Consider the following 18,164-nt stretch of genomic DNA (forward strand, 5'->3'; position numbering starts at 1 on the left):
ACAACAACGCGAAACATACCGGCAGGCCAGCAACGAACGCGCCGAAGCAGAACGCAAACAACGCGAATGCCAAGCCAGCTTCTGGTGCCGCAACGGGCAGAAGGTCAAAGACTTCGGCTCCGACATCGGGAACTGGGCCGTGCAGAACGCCGACGTGGTGGGCGTGATCGCGGGCGTGGCTGTCGGGCTAACCTGCACGGTTGTGACCGGCGGCAGCGGAGCGCTCCTGTGCGGTGCGCTCGGTGGCGCGGTCTCAGGTCTCGTTAGTGGCGGTCTCAAGTGCGCAGGCGGTAACCAGAATCGGTGTTCGGCAGGAAGCCTGGCTCTCGACCTCGGTATCGGTGCCGTCTTGGGACTTGCCGGTGGCGCAGCTGGCGCTGCACTCGGTGGCGCCATTAGCGGCCTCTTTGCGGCAAGCCTGAGGGGCGCTGCGTCTGGGGCGCGGTCTGCCATCGGTGGACTGGGACGTGGTACGGTCACCGCCGCGCGGCAAGGCACGCCAGCATCGATTAGCCGGAGGATCGGGGGGTCGCCAAACAAGAACCTCGGCAAGTTCGTCGAAGGTAGCCGCCAACAATGGGCTAAGGACGTGAAGAATGCTGGCGGAGGCATGCAAGGGCACGCAGCTATTGCTCTCGACACGAGCCGAATGTTGGTGCAGGGTGCCTTTACGGCAAATGGCGTAGCTGGAGGAACTGTCGGGGCTATCGCTCCGACGACGAGAGATGACGTCAAGCAACTCTGGAGAGAGGGGTATTCCTTCAATCCGGCAACGGGAGTGCCGCAGATTGTTGGCGGGTTGTTGGGAGGGGGCTTCAACTGACTGAGCGTCCGGATATCGCCAGCATCTCCCGTAATTATCGATCACGCGAGATGCTGGCTTGGCGACGGCACGGTCCAGTGCTATATAGGCTTCGTCAGTTGTTATTCATGGCCGTCACCCTCGTAGTGGCATCGGTGCTGTCGCTCCTTTACCTGACGGTAGTTTCTATCTATCCCGGCACTGGCTCTGTACGCCCGCATGGGCCGGCGGAGCGGTCGGTCGAAGCGACGGTCAAAGAGTGTCGCCGAGTAGGCCCCGTAAGTGACCAAGGGCTGGGCTTCTGGTGGGTCTGTCGGATCCTGGTCCAGCAGGAGGACGGGCAACCCGTCGAGGGGATTGTCGAGGGCTCGATTGCCGACCCCGAGAAAATAGGGAGTGTTGTCACTCTTCGGGAGGCATGCGCTGGGCATGGGCGAACTGCTTGCCGCTACGGCAAGCCTGTCTCTGTCCTCCTGTCGGTTCTTTATGGAGTATTTCGGATAGCCGGAAAGGCGCTCGGTGTATTCCTGTTGTTGGCAACCATGGTCTACCTTTTTAGGGCGATTGTAGGCGCTCCGGTATATTTTTCGTTGTTCGACAAGCGGCAAGCCGGGGAGAGGAGTTCTTGACATGGTCTCCGCGAGTGATTATGTGGACGTTGTTCGGCAGCGCATGATTGCCGATGGATGTGTGGTAACTGATGAGAATATCGGATCGTTGCCGGTGTTGGTCGGATATCGGGCGAGGGTCCGGCTGTTGACGCGGATCCACATCTTCGCGGTCGCGGCCCAGGTGGAGCGGGTCGACGAGGCTGGCCTTCGGGCGTACGTCGATGACGTGGTGAATCTGGGTCTGGGACGTAAGGGCCAGTGGCGCGGCTTGCAGTCGGGCGTGATCGTGCTGCCGATCCTGGTGACCGAGTCGGTGGATTCGGCTGCTGTGGCGTTGATGCAGAAGGCGTACCGCCTCAATGTGAACGGCTTCGCGGCGATGGCGCAGCCCGCCGTCGTGGATGTGAAGGCGGGCAAGGTGTGGACCTTCCGGGGAACCAGGTTATGGGGTTACGCCTTCAACTCGCTCGTCAAGCAGTTGTACCAGGCCTACCTACCGGAGCCGGTGACCACGTGAGTGGATGGCGGGCGGCTCGGTAGGTCGGTGATGGCGTGCTGGGTGGGTGGCGTACCAGGCGGGGTCCAAGGCGAGCACTCCGAAGCTGGCGAGCGCGCCGGGCGAGCGGCAGGCGGGTGCGAGCAGCATGTAGACGGCCAGTCGCCCGGACAGCGTGTAACCTTTATCCGCCGCTTACGCTCCGGCTCCTGGCCGGCGGGCGGGGCGCTGGGCGAGCGGACGAGGAGTGTGCCCTGCAGGATCACCATGGCGGCAACCGGCCAGTTCGGCGCGACGCCAGTCGGTCCCACTGCTGGAACCGGCGGTGAGGTAACGGGTGGCTCGCCCGGGTGGGTGGTTGGAAGGGCCAACTGGTGCTGCGGATGGTAGGACGACTCCTTTACACGGCTGGTTTATGCTTCATCCGACCTGGACAAACGTGCGTGAGCATGCCGCTGGGCCACTGGACTACTGGGGGTCAAGGGGTCGTCGGTTCGAATCCGGCCGTCCCGACAAAGAAAAAGCCCTGACCTGCGGAAACGCGGTCAGGGCTTTGACTTTCTTCGATGGAGATTTGAACCGCCCCCCGAAAACCCCCCGTTTACCAGGTGCGGCAATCAAGTTTGTCATCGACCCGCATCGTTTTGCAGGGTTGGTGGGTGGGGTCGGTTCGGGTTGGCGGCGAGGCGTTCCAGGACGTCGGAGACGTCGGGGGCCTGGACGGGCTTGGCGATGTAGTAGGTGGCGGTGACCTCTTCGCTGGAGTGGCCAAGCTGTGCGGCGGCGCTCTTGGTGTCGGCTTCCTCCTTGATCAGGGTGGCCACGGTCTTGCGGAAGCTGTGCGGGGTGACCCAGTCCAGGTCGGTGTCGGCGCGGGCCTGACGCCACTGACGGCGGACGTTGTTGGGGGAGAGCCAGGTGCCGCGCCGGGAGGCGAAGATCGCGTCGTGCGGGTTGTCCGCGGCGGTGACTTTGCGGGCCATGAGCATGCCGACGGCGAATCGGGGCAGGACGAGGATCCGGTAGCCGGCGTCGCTCTTGGTCCAGGGCTGACGGAAGATGCCCTGGCCTTTGACGTAGACCAGGGTGCCGCAGATGGTCAGGGTGGGACGCGCGGTGGCGAGGTCGAGGTCTTCCCAGCGCAGGGCGAGGATTTCACCGATGCGGGCGCCGGTGGCGAGCATGAGGTCGACGATGTCGGCCAGGTCGCCGGTGTGCCGAGGCCCGGGTTTGCCGGGGACCGGTTGCTGCCAGTTACGGATCGCCGCCCGGACAGCGTGGAGATGCTCGCCGCTGAGGACGACGACGGTGCGGCGGGGTTTACGGAGCCGGCCGGTGTCGCGTACGGGGTTGCTCGGGATCGCGCCGTGCCGCACGGCGAGGGCGAACATCTGGCCCAGGACGACTTTCACGCCTTTGGCCGCGGAAGGCCGGTCCTTGGCGATCTCGCGGAGCAGCCGGTCGAGACGCCCGACGCTGGCTTCTCGGATACGCAGGTTGCCCAGGGCGGGCAGGATCGTGGTGCGCAGGCTGGCTTGGTAGCGGTGGATGGTCTGGGCTGCGATCCGTTCCTCGGCGGTGATCTCCTCGATCCAGAGTTCGGCGAGGGCGTTGATGCGGGTCTCCCGGCTGATCTCGTCGTCGTTGGGGGTGCTGCGGTCGCGGATCTTGACCTTCAGCGCCCGGACGGCGGCCGGGCCGGTGGTGTCGGTGACCTCGATGTCACGGGTGACGCCGTCGTAGTCGCGGAAGCGGACCCTGGCGCGGAATCGGCCAGGGCCCAGCTTCTCGGTGCGGATCTTGCCGGCGGTGCCGATGGGCAGTTCAGGGCGGGCCACAGGTCATCGGTCCGTGTCGGTGTGTTCGTCGAGCCACCGTTCGACCTCGCTGCGCCGGTAGCGCAGGGTGTTGCCGACGCGGATGGCGCGTGGTCCTTTGCCTCGGCTGTGCCAGGCGTAGAGGGTGTTTTTCGGTTTGCCCAGCCAGGCGGCGAGGTCATCGATGGTCAGGAGCGGATCGGGCCGCCATTCGGCGGCCGGGCCGGTCATCGTCCGCCCAACATGCTGGTGGATCCGGGCGGATGGTCTGTCCCGGCGGGGCCGGTAGACGGCCGCTGAGCGGCGGCATTCGGCGGGGTGGGTCGGGGGTGGGGCAGGCATGAAACGGCTGTCCTTTCCGGGTTCCAGCCCGGCTGCGGCCATGGGCTGGTGACGCGGCTGCCCTGGTGGGCGGGCGCGTCGGATGTCTGGTGTGGACGTCCATCCACCCGCTTCCGCCCCACGGCGTCAAGCCGACCCCGGATGGCAGCGGTGGGAAGGCTTTGTGGCCCGTACGGGCAGGCATCCGTGGCCTGTTCCTCGGTAGCGGCCACGGGCCGAGGGGCAGCGGGCGAGCGTCCGCCTCCCGGACGCATGATGTCGCGTGAGCTGAAGTGCGGCTCGGGTGAGGAGCACGTAGACGAGGTGGTGGAGGGTGTCGATGTGGTCCGGGCCATGCGGATTCGGAGGTTCTGAAGCGTTCCCATGATGGGTGCCTTTCGCTCAAGTGAAGGTGCTCGGGCTGGCGTTGGCTGCGAGCGCACGACCGGTAGAAGCGTCGTGAGTCAGCCAGCGTCGGATGGTTGGAGGGAGTCCGGGTACCGATGTGCTGGCCGTTTGATGTCGGCGTCAAGCCGCGATCCGGCTGACCAGGGTGCAGGTTGCGACGACGTCGTCGGGGTTTCAGGATTCGCGCAGTGCCATGCGTTGGCCGCAGCGGTGCTCGCCCTGCCGCCCCGGTAGGCGAGACGACTACGTGGCGCACGGAGATCGAACGGCGGATCCCGTCGCGGGAGCGGTCGTGCGGTGACTGCTTCACGTCGCCGCCAGATTGCCCAGGGTGGACCTGCTGCTGCGGGGGCTGTAGGGCGTCGGCTGTGCTGGCACGCATCATCGGCGGCGCGCAGCCTTACTACGACGACATCGCGGCGTGGGCGACGATGAGGTGGCCCTCATCAGCAACAGCAGCGGTGACGAACGGAGTCGTCGTGTTCACCGCCGACGGCGGCGTCTTCATCCGCGTATCTGACCACGAGTCAGCGAAGTCGCCGTGCCGCGATCCGGACCAGGAGATGTGGCCGGAGCTGCTCAACGGCCTTCCCTTGATGTTGCGACCGCAGGTGAACCAACCGGCCTTCGGCGATGAGGCCGGGCAGTTCGTCGCCACCGCGGCGCTGTGGCGGTTTGACCGGCGACGACCGCTGGCAACCGGTGATGGGATCGCCTTCCCGCCACAGGCGGGCCGTACGACGCCGGTTCCGAGTACTGACCGGTGAGGCTTGTAGCTGCCAATCGGGTCACCAGCGTAGAGATCACCATTACCCACCCTGACTTCCGCTGAGCCTTTTCCAAAGATGATCTTGGAACTCATCGCGCATATGGCGAGCCAGGAAATCGATGAAAGTGAGGCTGCGGGTAGGACAACAGTCGACCAAGATGTCCGACCGGGGGCCTCGCTGTGGTGTCTTACCCGTCTACGATCCCCGCTGTCCAGCCGTACTCTGAACGACCTCGCTGACCTCATTCGAGCACAGCGCAACCAGCATCGATTCCGGTGGCGGCGCCTTGACCCGGGCCGACAGGCACTTCTCGCTCTGGCCCACCTGTGCAAGGGTGACACCTACACCCGGCTCGCCGCCGGGTTCGCCGTCGGCGTCGGCACTGCTTGGCGGTACGTGCAGGTAAAGCGATCGTGGTGCTCGCAGCGGTCGCCGAGCACCTGGCCACAGCGGTGTGGGCCTTGCCGGTGCTGCCGGTTTCGACGCACGACCTGACCGTTGCCCGTGTCCACAGCATCATCGAGGCGCTGACCAGCGCGGAGGTGATGACTTTCGCCGACAAGGGCTATCAAGCGTCCGGGGCAGCGTGCGCACGCCGTTCAAGTCGCGCCGACGCCGGCCGGAGCTCTCGCGCCGGCAGAAGACGGTCAACCGGGCACACGCGCTCGCGGCGAACGCGCCATCGCGACGCTCAAGACTTGGCAGATGCCGACCAAACTGGGCTGCTGCCCGCCTCGTTCCACCGGGATCGTGCAGGCCGTCCTCGTGCTGCACCATGTCGGGGCGGACCGCTACGCGTGATGAGAAATTGTCCCCGATGGTGGAACTCGCGGGCGGCTGCGGACAGGTACAGGTGTGACAGCTGAGATGCGGGTCCGGATCCGGGCCGGAGACACCGAGGCGTTCGGTGAGCTCTTCGATGAGCATGCCGATGCGGTTCACCGGCATGCAGTCTGGAGTGGGTGCGATCCGGTTCAGGCCGAGGATGTGGTGTCGCTGACCTTCCTTGAGGCGTGGCGGATCCGCGGATCCTTGCGTGCGGATGGAGACAGCCTGCGGCCGTGGCTGCTCGGGATCGCCATCAATGTGCTGCGCAATCGCAGGCGGGCGGCGCGCCGGCACCGGGAGGCATTGCGGCGATTGCCCGTACGCGACACCGTCCCGGACTTCGCTGACGAGGTGGTCGCCCGGATGCACGATGCCGACCAGGTGGCTGCGGTCCTGGCGGGACTGCGGGCGCTGCGCCGGGCGGACCGGGAGGTGTTCCTGCTCTGCGTGTGGTCGCAGCTGGACTACGCGGCGGCGGCCGAGGCGCTGGGTGTACCCGTCGGGACCGTGCGTTCGCGGCTGTCACGGGCCCGGACCCGGCTGCGGGTGCTGACACAGCGCGAGATGGCGCGTACCCGAATGATTCCCGTGGAGCAGGGAGAGTACCGATGAGCGAGCCCACCGCCCCCCGGGTGTCGGCCATGTCGGCGCTGCGCCGGCAGGCACTGCGGCATCATCTGATGAACGAGATCGAGCGGCCGGCCCCTCGGCCACGGCGGATGCTGGTGCTCGCGCCTGCGGCCGGCGTGCTGGCGGTCGCGGTTTCGGCCGGGGCGATCGCCCAGCCGTGGGCACCGGACAGCGCGCCGCTGATCGTGACGGTCGAGCGCGGGGAACGCAGTGGCGCGACGTTGTTGCTGAACCGGATGGCCGCAGCGGCCGCCGACTCGCCGGACCCATCGTCCGCAGAGGGAGAGTACGTCTACATCAGGAGCCGGGGCGCGTTCGCTGAGCTGGGTGACGGCCCGGCGCAACTGCAGCCCGTACGCGAACGGGAGATCTGGATCCCGCGGACCGAGCGAGGTGACGGCTTACTCCGCCAACCGTCCTTCAACGTCCCGATCATCGGTGCGATCCCGCAGCGGGAGACGCTCACAGACGTGACACCGAATGCGGCACTTGTCGATCTGCCCAGCGACCCGGACGCCCTGTTGAAGAAGCTTTACCGAGAGCGCGACGAACGTGGCGAAGGCAACAGCCGCGAAGGCGCGGCGTTCACCGCGATCGGCGACATCCTGCGCGAGTCGCTGGTACCGCCCCAGACGACCGCCGCGCTCTACCAAGCCGCGGCGAAGATTACAGGGGTCGAGGTGGTCCGTGGGGTCACCGACGCCGTCGGGCGGCGAGGGGTAGCCGTCGCACACACCGAGCGAAGCCGACGCCAAGAGTGGATCTTTGATGAACAGACGTACGCATACCTCGGTGAGCGCAGTTACCTCGTAGCGGACACCGCCGACGGGCCAGCTGGGACGGTGCTGAGCACAACTGCGGTGCTGCAGCGAGCCGTGGTGTCGAACCTCGGACAGCGCCCAGACAGGTAGCTGCCCAGCAACCGGCGGCTCGATGCTGGTCGCAGTGCTGGTGGACGAGGCTGGCGAGGTGGCTCAGAGTGCGGCTGAAAAGCGAGATCGTGAAGGGGTAGGCAGCGCAGGCGAGGCTCGCTTGCATCGAATCTTGGTCTACTGCTGTCCTACCCGGAGCCCCACCCTCATCGACTCCAGGCTCGCCACACCCGCCCTCACCCTGCCGGATCAACTTGCAAAGGCCCGCTCATGCCGATGAGCGGACCGCCCGGTCGGACTCACTCTTTGGCCCCCGACCAACACTCTTGGCATCGAAAATTCATCGAGACTTGGCTCGTCCGCGGCGCCGCAAGCGCCCATACCGGGGGGTGCCCGGCCGTAGCCGGCACGCGGCGATCGCTGATTGGCGATGATGGAGCCATGCCACTCCTCGTCGACCCTGCCCTGCCCGCCGGTTCCCTCCGGACCACCGGCCAGCCCCGTCTGGGCATCGATGAGCACATGGTCCTACGGCCGTGGTGCACCGCCGACGCCGCGACGGTGCGGGCCGCGTTCGCCTGTCCCGACATACAACGGTGGCATGTGCGCCGAATGGACAGCGACGACGAAGCGCGCGGCTGGATCGCGCACTGGGCCGGGCGGTGGGCGAACGAATCAGACGCCAGTTGGGCCATCGTCCGTAGCACGGATGATCAAGTCGTCGGCCAGGTTGGTCTTCGGACGATCATGTTGTCGGAAGCGTCAGCGCAACTTTCGTACTGGGTCCTGCCCGCTGCTCGCGGGAGAGGTGTTGCCGTACGCGCGGTCCACACGCTGACATCGTGGGCGTTTGGCACGCTGCGGATGAACCGGCTCTTCCTGGTCCACTCGATCGCCAACTCGGCGTCATGCCGGGTCGCGCACAAGGCCGCGTTCGGCATCGAGGGCACCCTACGCGGTTACCTGCGACACACCGACGGGTGGCACGACGTCCACATACACGCGCGGCTGCGAACTGACGCCGGCACCCCTCCAGAGCCCGGCTGGGGCGCATAGTCGACCGGCGACAGAAGCGGTTCTGCACGGCGGAAAAGAACCGTAGCGTTGCGCTCATTTGCCGCGCAGCGGGCGCGACGGGCGGCCCGACATGTGTCGCCTCTTCGGCGGCCATGCCGTGGGCTCGTCGGGCGGACGCGTCGTGGTGCCTGCCGGTGTTCGACGCTGGGGTGAGCTTCTCGTACAGTCCCGGTGTGCTCGATCATGTGCCTGGTTGCTCGTGCTGCGGTGAGCCTCTGGATGGTGTTGACCTTGACATCCGGTCGTCGTTGCCGGACGCGATCCTGGCGCTGCCTGCCGAGCAGCGGGCGTCGGCCTGGGGAAACTCCGATTTCCAGCGGATCGAGGGCGTAGGCGGCTTCCTGCGCTGTCTCATGCCGGTGCACCTGACCGGTGGCGCAAGCGTGACGTATTCGGTCTGGCTGAAGCTCGACGACGAGCAACTGCGCCACGCCAACGCGGTCTGGACCACACGCGAGTACACCGATCTCACGCTCCGGGGCGAGGTTGCGAACGCGATCAAACCATGGCCCGGGCTGCTCGGTGAGATTGCCGGGGCGCAGGTCCGCGATGCCGGAACCTTGCCGTATCTGGTCGCAGAACGGAACAGTCTGTTGTCGCGGGTGCTGACCGAGGCGTGGGACCGCGACGATGTACTCAGTCGGATCTGGCACCCGCTGCCGCTCTCGGTCCGCCAGCAGATCACCGCGAGCTGGTCCGTGGAACGCACCGCCGGTCTGGGCTCGCGAACGGCCGACGGCATCATGATGTTCGTGGGACGCGGCCGGACCGTTCACATCGAGGCGTTCGATACCTCGAAAGCCATGACAGCCGACGCTGCGATCGCCGAATTCAGCGGGGGCTTGCCCGAACGGTGCGACGGCGAGTTGTCGGAGCAGGACGGCGAGGTGGTGCGACGGGCATTGTGGCTCACAGTGGTCGTCGACGGTAAGCCGCAGCATGAACTCCACGGTTATGCCGCGACCTCCGAAGGCATCCTCCGTATCAGGTGCATGCACGACGACGCCTCCGACCATGCGTGGGCTCGACAGGTCTGGCGATCGGCGCGGTACGACAATACCGAACAAGAAGCGGGTCATTCCCCTGTGTAATCCTCGGCAGAGTCACCCGGGAAAGGGCAGCGCACGGATTTGCTGCAGACCGCGCACGTTGGCAGCCCTGCTTCGAGCCGCTTCGCTTTCGCCTCCGCCTGGGAGATCATGCCGGCATGGCCAGCATCGTCGAGATCCACGTTCCGTTGGTACCAACTCCGGGTCTTGACCCGGGCGCCTATGCGTTCCCCTGGATCGATCAGGTCGAGGACTTCCTGGTCGACTTGGAAGACGAAGGCGCGGTCGAGGTGTACGACGACGGCGAGGAGCTCGGCGAGGTGTATGTCTTCTTCATCGCCGGAGCAACCGAGGCCACCTTGCTGACCGCCGCGTCACGGGTAGCGACTCTCGACAGCGTGCCGACCGGCGCGTTCGCCATAGTCACCGATGACGGGGCTCCGGACGGAACCGGACGACGGATCGACCTCCCGGTCGCCTGAAGTGCTGGCTACACCCGCCCGCACCTGAGCCCTATTCCGAGGGGAAACGACAAAGGCAGCGCGGAGCCCGGCATCCTGATCTGCCGCAACCGGCGCACCGCCCTTGCTGCTCCTTCATGCCTTGGTCCGAGCTGAACCTCCGCAACCACTGGTACAGATCAACATAGGATCTCTGGGTGCTGGGAGTGCTCTTCGCGATCATGCCGGAGCAGGAGCGGTCGCTGCTCGCGGCCGGCGATGGCGGCGCCAGCGACGCGGTTGACGGACTCATCGAGGAGATCGAGGAGTCGTGGGCCGAGGACGGCCTGAGGGTCGACACCGACAAGGCGTGGGACGGCATTCACCGGTGCCTGACCGACGGCACCCTCGAGCCTGACGGTGGCGAGTATCCGTTCAGTCATGCGGTGCTCGGTGGGCGCCGGCTGCACGACGAGTACGTCGTGGTCTACCTCACGGTGGACGAGGCCCGGGACGTGGCCGTCGCTCTGCAGTCCGTCGACCGATGTCAGCTGCGTCAGCGGTTCGACGCAATCGACGACCTCGACTATCGCGGTGCCCTCGACGACGCCGACTTCGACTACACCTGGGACAACTTCGTCGAGGTTCGGGCGTTCTACCAGCGGGCTGCGGCCGCGGGGCGTGCCGTGGTCTTCACCGCCACCTGAGCTCAGACTCGACACACACTCATCTGGCCGCCGATCGCGCTTGCCGGTGAGGTGTTGTGAGGGACGGGAGGCTGCTTGCTCGTACGATCTGGGCCGTGCATACCACCCCGCTGGCTCCGATCGATATGGATGCGGCCTTCCGCAGTTGCGTGGGTTCGCGCGGACGACCATCCGGCTGCATCCACGCAAGGGTTCGCCGTCGGTTGAGCAGAGCTCCGTGGGCGGGCCGTTGCTGTGGCCGGCGAATGAGCCGTGGCCGACCTGTGACGGTGAAGGTCTGGACGATCATCCCGCCGAGGCGGGGGTGCCACTCGTGCCGGTCCTGCAACTGCTCGCCGACGATGTGCCCGAGCTGCCGTTCCCGGAGGGCTCGGACGTGTTGCAGGTGCTGTGGTGCCCGTTCGACCACGATCCGTGGAGTGCTCCGCTGCCACGCTTGCGCTGGCGGCGACGATCAGCGATCGGACCCCGACTGGCGGCGATGCCCCTGCCACACGAGGACGCCGATGGGTGGTACGTGCCCGATGCGTGCGTCGTCGATCCTGAGCGGGTGGTCGAGTACCCGTCGTACGACCTGCCGCGTGAGGTGTGGTCGCAGATTCAGGAAGCGGCGCGTCGGGTCGAGGCTGACCACGGCTGGGAGTACGACACCGATCTGGCGGTCGCTTCCGGGATCAAGGTCGGCGGTTACCCCGGCTGGACGCAGTCGCCTGACTGGCCGGTCTGCCCGTGTGGGGTTCGGATGGAGCATCTGCTCACCATCGCCAGCTGGGAGTTCAGCCGGGGCGACGAGCGGCGTTGGGTCCCGCTGGAGGACCGGCCCGCGGTGATCGGCTGGGGCTTCGACAGTCCGGATGACCATCCGTGGCGGTCGCTTCAGAACCCGGCAGGATTGATGCTCGGCGACGCTGGCGGCGTCTACATCTTCGTCTGCACATCATGTCCAGAGCGTCCCCACGACCACCGATTCGACTGCTCCTGACCCGGACAGGAATCACCGACAGCCTCCGAACCGGCACTCGGATCTGGCCGTGGATCGTGCTCGAAGCGCGGATGGCAGCAGGTTTATGGTGGCCGGATGCTTGATCTGAGCAGGCTGGACCTGGAGGAGATCGCCGCCGCGCTCGAGGACCAGACCGACTACGAGCACCGATGGCTGATCAACCCACAGACCGGCGAGATCATGTTCTGGACGACCGACGGCGGTATCGACGGACAGACACCCGTCGACCTTGACGATCTCGACCTGATCGGCATTGACCCGCTGCCGTCCTACATCTGGTACCAGGACATGGCCGACTTCGCCGAACGAATCAGTGACGCGGCGGCCAGCCGCAGGCTCGTCCAAGCGATCCAGGGTAAGGGCGCCTTCCGCCGGTTCAAGAACGAGCTGCATGAGAAGTATCCGCACCTACTGCCGGCGTGGTACACGTTTCGCGACACGCGCGCCAAGCGGCGGGCGGTGGAATGGCTGGTCGACAACTCGTTGATCGACAACGAGACGGGCGAGCGGTTCGTCGCCGAGCACCCAGAACCCGACCTCCCATGAGCCAGCACTCGCGCCAAGCGGCCTCCCGTACAGCGAACGCACGGATCTGCCGGCGAGCGGGCGCGCTGGCGTGCCGGGTGGCCGTCACTGTGCGTGCTGCTGCTCGGGCATTTCGTCGGCGGTGAGGTCCGGGCTGGCATCGAGACCGGCGGCGCTCTTAGCCGGCAGCGGGTAGGCATGTTCGACAGGCAGATGGGCTGCTGCCGCCTGTTCGTGGCCGCCGCGTAGGAGATCCCTTACGCGCTCCACGGTGCCGGTGATGTCGGTGATGGCAACGACCCAGTCGTCGACGTACCGGTCGACAGCCTCGCCGGACAATCCAACCTGCAGCGACCGGTACGGCAGCGCCTTCAGCTGCAGCGATCGCTCCGGATCCCACTGCACTCGGACTGGGCTGGCTTTCAGCTGCCGTGACCAGGTCGCCTTGTCGCCGTGCAGATCTCTGTCGTAGTGACTCAGGCAGGCTCGCGCCAGCGCCCACTCAAACCCGTCCCGCGTGATGTCGATGGACAGTACGCGCTCTTGCCCTGGCTTGGTGGCCCAGCCGCAGCGGTACATCATCCACAGGAACGACGGCTTGATCCACGTCATCCGGTCCCGCTTGAAGGGAGCCACGAAACGACCGGCGGCGACCGCTGGCAGCGCGACCTGAGGGGAATATGCCTGGTACACGGTGATGGTGTCGGCCGAGTAGCGGGCGCGGATCTGACGGGCGGGAACGAACACAACGTAATCCTGACCGATCCGGACTCGACTGCTCCACCGAGATTCCACACCCACGCCAACGCCAAGCCGAAATGAATCCGCGCCGGCACCCGCATCTGCCGCAGAGAGTTGTCCAGCCCACCGAGCGGCGAGGATCCCTCTTCTCTGTCGTAGTGGCCGAGTAGCAGGTGCTGCCACCCGTCGATGCAGCGTTCTGGCACGTAGAAGCCCGTACTGATCAGGGCGGCGGCAGCGGCTGGAGGTCAGCGCCTGGATGCCACCAGCGCGAGTCGGGGCCGTAGTAGATGGACGCGGCCCAGTAGTCCGCATCCTCGTGGTAGACGATGTCGAGGCCGATGATCCAGACACGTGGGACGCGGCCCGCGGGACCAGCTTGTGACCATTGGCGGTTGACGCGTGCCACAGCCTCGCTGTGGGAGATGTCGTAGCGGCGGGCCATCGCGTCAGCGATCTCTTCGCAGAAGGTCAGGACCTCGGTGTCACCGGCGCAGGGGAAGTTGCCGTGCGAGCGCAGCACCGACTCGTGCACCAGATACTCCTGCGGAGAGATCAGCCCTGACGTACCCCGCGCAGGCATGCGTACCCTGATTCGATCCCCGAGTTCATCTTCACGGAGGCCGTACTCCGCCAGGAGTCGATATAGGTACTCCCGTGGTCCAACAGCCTCATAGGTGTCGTCGGACTGTCCTGCCGTGTCCACCACAACATCTTGCCGGCCGCCGCCACGGGTATGGCAACCGAGGATCCCACCATCCGCTCATGCCGCGTGGAAGTAAGCGGAGGGGCTTGCAACGGTGTCCGGCACACGGCCCAGATTGGGGTGGGGGCGGTGCTTGCGGTGGAACTCAGCCGGTGGAGCGGGTCAGTGGTTGGTAGGTGTCGTGGGTGGTCGTAGGACACAGAATTCGTTGCCGTCGTGGTCGGCGAGGACGTGCCAGGCCCAGCCGTCTTCTTCGATGGAACTGTCCGTGATGCACCGCGCCCCCAGAGACACCAGTCTGGCCACCTCCGCCTCAAGGTCGGGTACGCGCAGATCCAGGTGCATCCTGTTCTTGTGCGCCCTTTGGTTCGGGCACTCGCTGCAACAGCAGCTCAACGCCGTTCCCGTCGGCGGGTAGCAGCCGCCGGTAGTGCCCTGGCGAGAGCGGTTCAGCCACGTATCCGAGCGCCCCGCACCAGAAGGTCCCCGAGCGATCCAGGTCGGCACAATCCAAGACCACCGCCAGGACGACGTCGCTGCGTCCACCAAACCGAGCCGGCCCCACAGTCAGGTGTCGGGCATGTTCCAGCATCACGGTGACGGGTTGGCCGATCGGTAGGGGATCGCCGGCGCGGGCAACCTCGTCGACATCGTCACCGTCCGGCCGCTCCTGCCCCGCGAACGGCATGCCCAACGCGTAGCCGCAGGCCGCAGCGAGCAGGCAGCCGCGTACCCGCAGGCGGGCCCGGTCAGGCGTCATCCACATGTCGATCACACCGCAACCCTATCCTCACGTAAGAGACGAGGTGAAGGAGGTCCGATCGGGCGAACCGTAGCGATCCGGTGCCGATCTGGTGCTCCCGCCGCGTAGCGTGAGGCCGTGACGGGGCCCACGGTGGAGCAGCCCGGGTGAGCGGAACTGCGGCGCGGCTGCGAGCCCGGGCGGCCGACGCCGCACGGGAACGGTGGCAGCGGTTACGTGCCCTGGCGGTCGTCGTGGTGCAGACGTCAGTGGCCGCCGCCGTGTCCTGGGCGGTGGCCAGCCGCGTCATCGGAAACCCCGAGCCGGTCTTCGCCCCGATCTCCGCGGTGATCACGCTGGGAATCTCGACCGGGCAGCGCTACCGACGCGCCGTCGAGCTGGTGTTCGGTGTGGCGTTGGGTATCGCCGTCGGCGATGGACTCATCTGGTTCATCGGCACCGGCGGTTGGCAGATCGGTGTGGCGGTGGCGCTGGCGATGGGCGCGGCCGTGGCCGCGGGCGGCACTGCGGCCGTGGTCGGTCAGTCGGCGGCCTCGGCGGTGCTGATCGCCACCCTCACCCCGCCCACCGAGGGCATCTATTTCTCTCGGGTCGTCGACGCGTTGATCGGTGGCGTCGTCGCCCTGGTGGTGATGGCGGTGTTGCTGCCGGTCAACCCGCTGACCGTGGTGTCCCGGGTCGCCAAGCCCGCGCTCGACGGTCTGTGCGGTGCCGCGCGCGGCCTGCGGGAGCAGGACGACGGCCCGGCCCACGACGCCCTGGTCCTGCTCAGTGAGGGTGAGGACAAGCTCGGCGCGTTCCATGAGATCCTGCCCGAGGGGCAGGAGGCGGCGACGATGGCTCCGCTGCGCTGGCACGCGCGCAACGCCCTGCGCCAGTACCTCGACGCCGCCGAGTACATCGAACGCTCCATCCGTAACGCCCGGGTGCTTGCCCGGAGAACGGTGACGTTGTTGCGCGACGGGGAACCCAGCCCGCCGCAACTGGCGGAGTCGGTGGCGGCCCTGGCGGAGGCGGCCAAGGTCATCCGCCGTGACCTGCGTCGTGGGCGGGCCCCCCAGGAAGCGGTCGATCTGCTGTGCCGGGCGGTACGCGAGGCGAGTGCCGCCTACCGGCAGGGCGTGGGCTTCTCCGGCAACGTCGTGGTCGCCCAGATCCGGGCGATCGCCACGGACCTGCTCGGCACCACCGGCCTGACCCACGACGAGGCCGACCGCGAGGTACGCCGGGCCGGCGGACTTCTGCACGACGGTTGACACCGCAGCCCGTGCTGACCCTTCCGTGAGGGTAGAGTTGTGGTTCAGGCTGGCGGTCCTCCCGCTCGGGCCAGGACGGTGTGGTCGGCAGGCTGCTGTCGCTCACGGTGGTGCCGGCTAGCCTGAACGGCAGTTGACCGGTGGGCGCCCACCGGGTTGCGAGCGCGATCGGGAGGCGGGACGGAAGCGATGGGTGACGGCGCACTGATGCAGATCGGCGAGGTGGCCGAGCGGACCGGGCTGAGCCTGCGCACGATCCGCTACTACGAGGAGGTGGGCCTGATCGTCCCCTCCGCCCGCAGCCAGGGCGGCTTCCGCCTCTACACCGACGCCGACGTGGACCGGCTCCAGGTGGTCAAGCGGATGAAGCCGCTGGAGTTCACGCTGGAACAGATGCGCGACCTGCTGGCCATCATCGACCGACTCTCTGCGGGCGCACGCCTGCCCAAGGCCGAACGCGAGCGACTGCTCGACACCCTCGCGGGTTACCGCGAGGCCGTCCACGAGCGCTGCGCCGCGCTACGGTCACAGCTCGCCACGGCCGAGGAGTTCGCCGCCACCCTGACCGGCCACATGGACACGCTGCAATCGCCCACCGTCTCCCGCCCCACCATCAGCACCTGACCTTCCACCCACCCTGAGCAGACGACTCTAACGTGAGGGTATTGTTCGGGCTGGGATCAAGTGGAAGGAGGTGGGAAAGTGCCGTCGGCGGCAACCATCACCGACGTCGCCGCCGAGGCGGCGCGACGGCGCACGTTCGCGGTGATCTCGCACCCTGATGCCGGCAAGTCCACGATCACCGAGGCGCTCGCGCTGCATGCCCAGGTGATCGGGGAGGCCGGCGCGGTGCACGGCAAGGCCGGCCGTAAGGGCGTGGTCTCCGACTGGATGGCGATGGAGCAGCAGCGCGGCATCTCGATCACCTCCGCCGTCCTCCAGTTCGCCTACCGCGACCTGGTCGTCAACCTGCTCGACACCCCCGGCCACGCCGACTTCTCCGAGGACACCTACCGCGTCCTCACCGCCGTGGACTGCGCCGTCATGCTCCTCGACGCCGCCAAAGGCCTCGAACCGCAGACCCTGAAACTGTTCGAGGTCTGCCGCGCCCGCCGGATCCCCGTCATCACGTTCATCAACAAATGGGACCGCCCCGGCCGCGAAGCCCTCGCTCTGCTCGACGAGATCGAGCAACGGATCAAGCTGCGGCCGACTCCGGTCACCTGGCCGGTCGGTATCGCCGGACAGTTCCACGGCGTCGTTGACCGCCGCACCGGTCAGATGACCGCCTTCCGCCGTACCCCCGGCGGTGCCACCGCGGCCATCGAGGAACAGCTCAGCCCGGAGCAAGCGGCCCGCAAGTACGGGCCGGACTGGCACCGCGCGATGGAGGAACTCGAACTGCTCTCCCTCACCGGGGCCGACCACGACCAGGCGGCCTTCGCCGCCGCCACCAGCACCCCGGTCCTGTTCGGCGCCGCGGTCGCCAACTTCGGCGTACGGCAACTGCTCGACGTCCTCGCCACCCACGCCCCCACACCCGGCCCCCGCCCCGACGCGGCCGGCACCCCGCGACCTGTCGACGCGCCTTTCGCCGGCTTCGTCTTCAAGATCCAAGCCAACATGAACAAGGCCCACCGCGACCAGTTGGCCTTCATCCGGGTCTGCTCCGGGCGGTTCACCCGTGGCATGACCGTCACCCACGCCGCCACCGGTCGCCCCTTCGCCACCAAGTACGCCCAGCAGATGTTCGGCGCCAACCGGGAGACCATCGACGAGGCGTACCCGGGCGACGTGATCGGCCTGGTCAACGCCACCGCCCTCGGCATCGGTGACACCCTGCACGACGGCCCGGCCGTGATGTTCCCGCCGCTGCCGTCCTTCGTCCCCGAGCACTTCGCCGTGCTGCGCGCCGCCGACGCCTCCACCTTCAAACGCTTCCGTCGCGGCGTCGAGCAGCTCGACGCCGAAGGCGTCGTCCAGGTCCTACGCTCCGACCGCCGCGGCGATCAGGCCCCCGTCCTCGCCGCCGTCGGACCGATGCAGTTCGAGGTCGCCGTCGCCCGCCTCGACGCCGAGTTCGGTGTCACCACCCGACTGGAACACCTCCCGTACCAGGTGGCCCGCCGCACCGACCCCGCCAGCGAGGAACGACTACGCGCCGTTCCCGACGCCGAGGTGCTCACCCGGGTCCGCGACGGTGCCCTGCTCGCCCTGTTCACCAGCGGCTGGCGCATGCGGTCCATCGGCGACGGCCGCCCTGGCCTCACCCTGGACTCCCTACCCGCCGCCGAATAGTCCCTCATCCCGCCCACTCCTCGCCCGTCGGCGACACTTAACTC

Annotated in this window: 18 protein-coding genes and 3 pseudogenes; 16 read left to right on the forward strand and 5 right to left on the reverse strand. The window is 67.2% G+C overall.

The window, feature by feature from the left end; genetic code table 11:
- The 3 genes and pseudogenes from ACFY2A_RS28890 to ACFY2A_RS28900 form a co-directional block, all read left to right on the forward strand.
- Positions 1–823, forward strand: a pseudogene (locus tag ACFY2A_RS28890) (hypothetical protein); the annotation flags it as partial.
- 50 nt (positions 824–873) lie between these two features.
- On the forward strand, positions 874–1,431 hold the full coding sequence (locus ACFY2A_RS28895) for a DUF6346 domain-containing protein (protein ID WP_387176283.1): 558 nt from the start codon (positions 874–876) through the stop codon (positions 1,429–1,431).
- A gap of 1 nt (position 1,432) precedes the next feature.
- Positions 1,433–1,930 carry a hypothetical protein gene (locus ACFY2A_RS28900; protein ID WP_387176285.1) on the forward strand — a complete coding sequence of 166 codons (498 nt, stop codon included), beginning with the start codon at positions 1,433–1,435 and terminating at the stop codon, positions 1,928–1,930.
- A gap of 605 nt (positions 1,931–2,535) precedes the next feature.
- Here the strand turns inward: ACFY2A_RS28900 and ACFY2A_RS28905 are convergent.
- On the reverse strand, positions 2,536–3,747 hold the full coding sequence (locus ACFY2A_RS28905; RefSeq protein ID WP_387176287.1) for a tyrosine-type recombinase/integrase: 1,212 nt from the start codon (positions 3,745–3,747) through the stop codon (positions 2,536–2,538).
- A gap of 3 nt (positions 3,748–3,750) precedes the next feature.
- Positions 3,751–3,957 (reverse strand): helix-turn-helix transcriptional regulator, encoded by a 207-nt coding sequence (locus ACFY2A_RS28910; protein WP_387176289.1) that lies wholly within the window; start codon positions 3,955–3,957, stop codon positions 3,751–3,753.
- A gap of 866 nt (positions 3,958–4,823) precedes the next feature.
- On the opposite strand from ACFY2A_RS28910, the gene ACFY2A_RS28915 reads away from it, so the two are divergent.
- The 10 genes and pseudogenes from ACFY2A_RS28915 (at position 4,824) to ACFY2A_RS28960 (ending at position 12,377) form a co-directional block, all read left to right on the forward strand.
- Positions 4,824–5,222: a hypothetical protein gene (locus ACFY2A_RS28915; protein ID WP_387176291.1), complete on the forward strand. Its 399-nt coding sequence runs from the start codon at positions 4,824–4,826 to the stop codon at positions 5,220–5,222.
- 182 nt (positions 5,223–5,404) lie between these two features.
- Positions 5,405–6,026, forward strand: a pseudogene (locus tag ACFY2A_RS28920) (transposase family protein).
- Positions 6,027–6,080: 54 nt separating this feature from the next.
- A complete protein-coding gene (locus tag ACFY2A_RS28925; RefSeq protein ID WP_387176293.1) occupies positions 6,081–6,665 on the forward strand; it encodes an RNA polymerase sigma factor in 585 nt (194 codons plus the stop codon).
- Positions 6,662–7,594, forward strand: a complete 933-nt coding sequence (locus ACFY2A_RS28930; RefSeq protein ID WP_387176295.1) for a CU044_5270 family protein — start codon at positions 6,662–6,664, stop codon at positions 7,592–7,594. The genes ACFY2A_RS28925 and ACFY2A_RS28930 overlap by 4 nt, the downstream gene beginning before the upstream one ends.
- Positions 7,595–7,996: 402 nt before the next feature.
- Complete coding sequence (locus ACFY2A_RS28935) at positions 7,997–8,611, forward strand: GNAT family N-acetyltransferase (RefSeq protein WP_387176297.1); 615 nt, start codon at positions 7,997–7,999, stop codon at positions 8,609–8,611.
- A gap of 194 nt (positions 8,612–8,805) precedes the next feature.
- Positions 8,806–9,723 carry a DUF2199 domain-containing protein gene (locus ACFY2A_RS28940; protein WP_387176299.1) on the forward strand — a complete coding sequence of 306 codons (918 nt, stop codon included), beginning with the start codon at positions 8,806–8,808 and terminating at the stop codon, positions 9,721–9,723.
- Between the two features lie 116 nt (positions 9,724–9,839).
- On the forward strand, positions 9,840–10,163 hold the full coding sequence (locus tag ACFY2A_RS28945) for a hypothetical protein (RefSeq protein WP_387176301.1): 324 nt from the start codon (positions 9,840–9,842) through the stop codon (positions 10,161–10,163).
- Between the two features lie 176 nt (positions 10,164–10,339).
- Complete coding sequence (locus ACFY2A_RS28950) at positions 10,340–10,828, forward strand: DUF1877 family protein (RefSeq protein ID WP_387176303.1); 489 nt, start codon at positions 10,340–10,342, stop codon at positions 10,826–10,828.
- A gap of 217 nt (positions 10,829–11,045) precedes the next feature.
- Entirely contained in the window at positions 11,046–11,810 is a 765-nt protein-coding gene (locus ACFY2A_RS28955; RefSeq protein WP_387176305.1) for a hypothetical protein, read from the forward strand.
- Positions 11,811–11,906: 96 nt separating this feature from the next.
- The gene (locus ACFY2A_RS28960) at positions 11,907–12,377 is read left to right on the forward strand and encodes a UPF0158 family protein (RefSeq protein WP_387176307.1); all 471 of its coding nucleotides are present in this window, start codon (positions 11,907–11,909) and stop codon (positions 12,375–12,377) included.
- An 84-nt stretch (positions 12,378–12,461) separates the two neighbouring features.
- On the opposite strand, the gene ACFY2A_RS28965 is transcribed toward ACFY2A_RS28960, so the two are convergent.
- The 3 genes and pseudogenes from ACFY2A_RS28965 to ACFY2A_RS28975 all read right to left on the reverse strand — a co-directional run bounded on the left by ACFY2A_RS28965 (position 12,462) and on the right by ACFY2A_RS28975 (position 14,569).
- Positions 12,462–13,103 (reverse strand): DUF4291 domain-containing protein, encoded by a 642-nt coding sequence (locus ACFY2A_RS28965; RefSeq protein ID WP_387176309.1) that lies wholly within the window; start codon positions 13,101–13,103, stop codon positions 12,462–12,464.
- A 217-nt stretch (positions 13,104–13,320) separates the two neighbouring features.
- Positions 13,321–13,680 carry a hypothetical protein gene (locus tag ACFY2A_RS28970; protein ID WP_387176311.1) on the reverse strand — a complete coding sequence of 120 codons (360 nt, stop codon included), beginning with the start codon at positions 13,678–13,680 and terminating at the stop codon, positions 13,321–13,323.
- Between the two features lie 285 nt (positions 13,681–13,965).
- Positions 13,966–14,569, reverse strand: a pseudogene (locus ACFY2A_RS28975) (VOC family protein).
- A gap of 143 nt (positions 14,570–14,712) precedes the next feature.
- Here ACFY2A_RS28975 and ACFY2A_RS28980 point away from each other — a divergent pair.
- From ACFY2A_RS28980 to ACFY2A_RS28990, 3 genes are all read left to right on the forward strand, one after another.
- Positions 14,713–15,822, forward strand: a complete 1,110-nt coding sequence (locus ACFY2A_RS28980) for an aromatic acid exporter family protein (RefSeq protein WP_387176313.1) — start codon at positions 14,713–14,715, stop codon at positions 15,820–15,822.
- Between the two features lie 189 nt (positions 15,823–16,011).
- Positions 16,012–16,446 carry a MerR family transcriptional regulator gene (locus tag ACFY2A_RS28985; protein WP_387176315.1) on the forward strand — a complete coding sequence of 145 codons (435 nt, stop codon included), beginning with the start codon at positions 16,012–16,014 and terminating at the stop codon, positions 16,444–16,446.
- Between the two features lie 78 nt (positions 16,447–16,524).
- Positions 16,525–18,120: a peptide chain release factor 3 gene (locus ACFY2A_RS28990; RefSeq protein WP_387176317.1), complete on the forward strand. Its 1,596-nt coding sequence runs from the start codon at positions 16,525–16,527 to the stop codon at positions 18,118–18,120.
- Positions 18,121–18,164 lie beyond the last annotated feature (44 nt).

Source organism: Micromonospora sp. NPDC000442 (assembly GCF_042898635.1).
GTDB lineage: Bacteria > Actinomycetota > Actinomycetes > Mycobacteriales > Micromonosporaceae > Micromonospora.

What these genes read in the sequence shown, in the direction of transcription:
- ACFY2A_RS28895 (WP_387176283.1), top strand. Translation starts at nt 874, where the DNA reads ATGCTGGCTTGGCGACGGCACGGTCCAGTGCTATATAGGCTTCGTCAG.
- ACFY2A_RS28900 (WP_387176285.1), top strand. Translation starts at nt 1,433, where the DNA reads ATGGTCTCCGCGAGTGATTATGTGGACGTTGTTCGGCAGCGCATGATT.
- ACFY2A_RS28910 (WP_387176289.1), bottom strand. Translation starts at nt 3,957, where the DNA reads ATGACCGGCCCGGCCGCCGAATGGCGGCCCGATCCGCTCCTGACCATC.
- ACFY2A_RS28930 (WP_387176295.1), top strand. Translation starts at nt 6,662, where the DNA reads ATGAGCGAGCCCACCGCCCCCCGGGTGTCGGCCATGTCGGCGCTGCGC.
- ACFY2A_RS28935 (WP_387176297.1), top strand. Translation starts at nt 7,997, where the DNA reads ATGCCACTCCTCGTCGACCCTGCCCTGCCCGCCGGTTCCCTCCGGACC.
- ACFY2A_RS28945 (WP_387176301.1), top strand. Translation starts at nt 9,840, where the DNA reads ATGGCCAGCATCGTCGAGATCCACGTTCCGTTGGTACCAACTCCGGGT.
- ACFY2A_RS28960 (WP_387176307.1), top strand. Translation starts at nt 11,907, where the DNA reads ATGCTTGATCTGAGCAGGCTGGACCTGGAGGAGATCGCCGCCGCGCTC.
- ACFY2A_RS28970 (WP_387176311.1), bottom strand. Translation starts at nt 13,680, where the DNA reads ATGCCTGCGCGGGGTACGTCAGGGCTGATCTCTCCGCAGGAGTATCTG.
- ACFY2A_RS28985 (WP_387176315.1), top strand. Translation starts at nt 16,012, where the DNA reads ATGGGTGACGGCGCACTGATGCAGATCGGCGAGGTGGCCGAGCGGACC.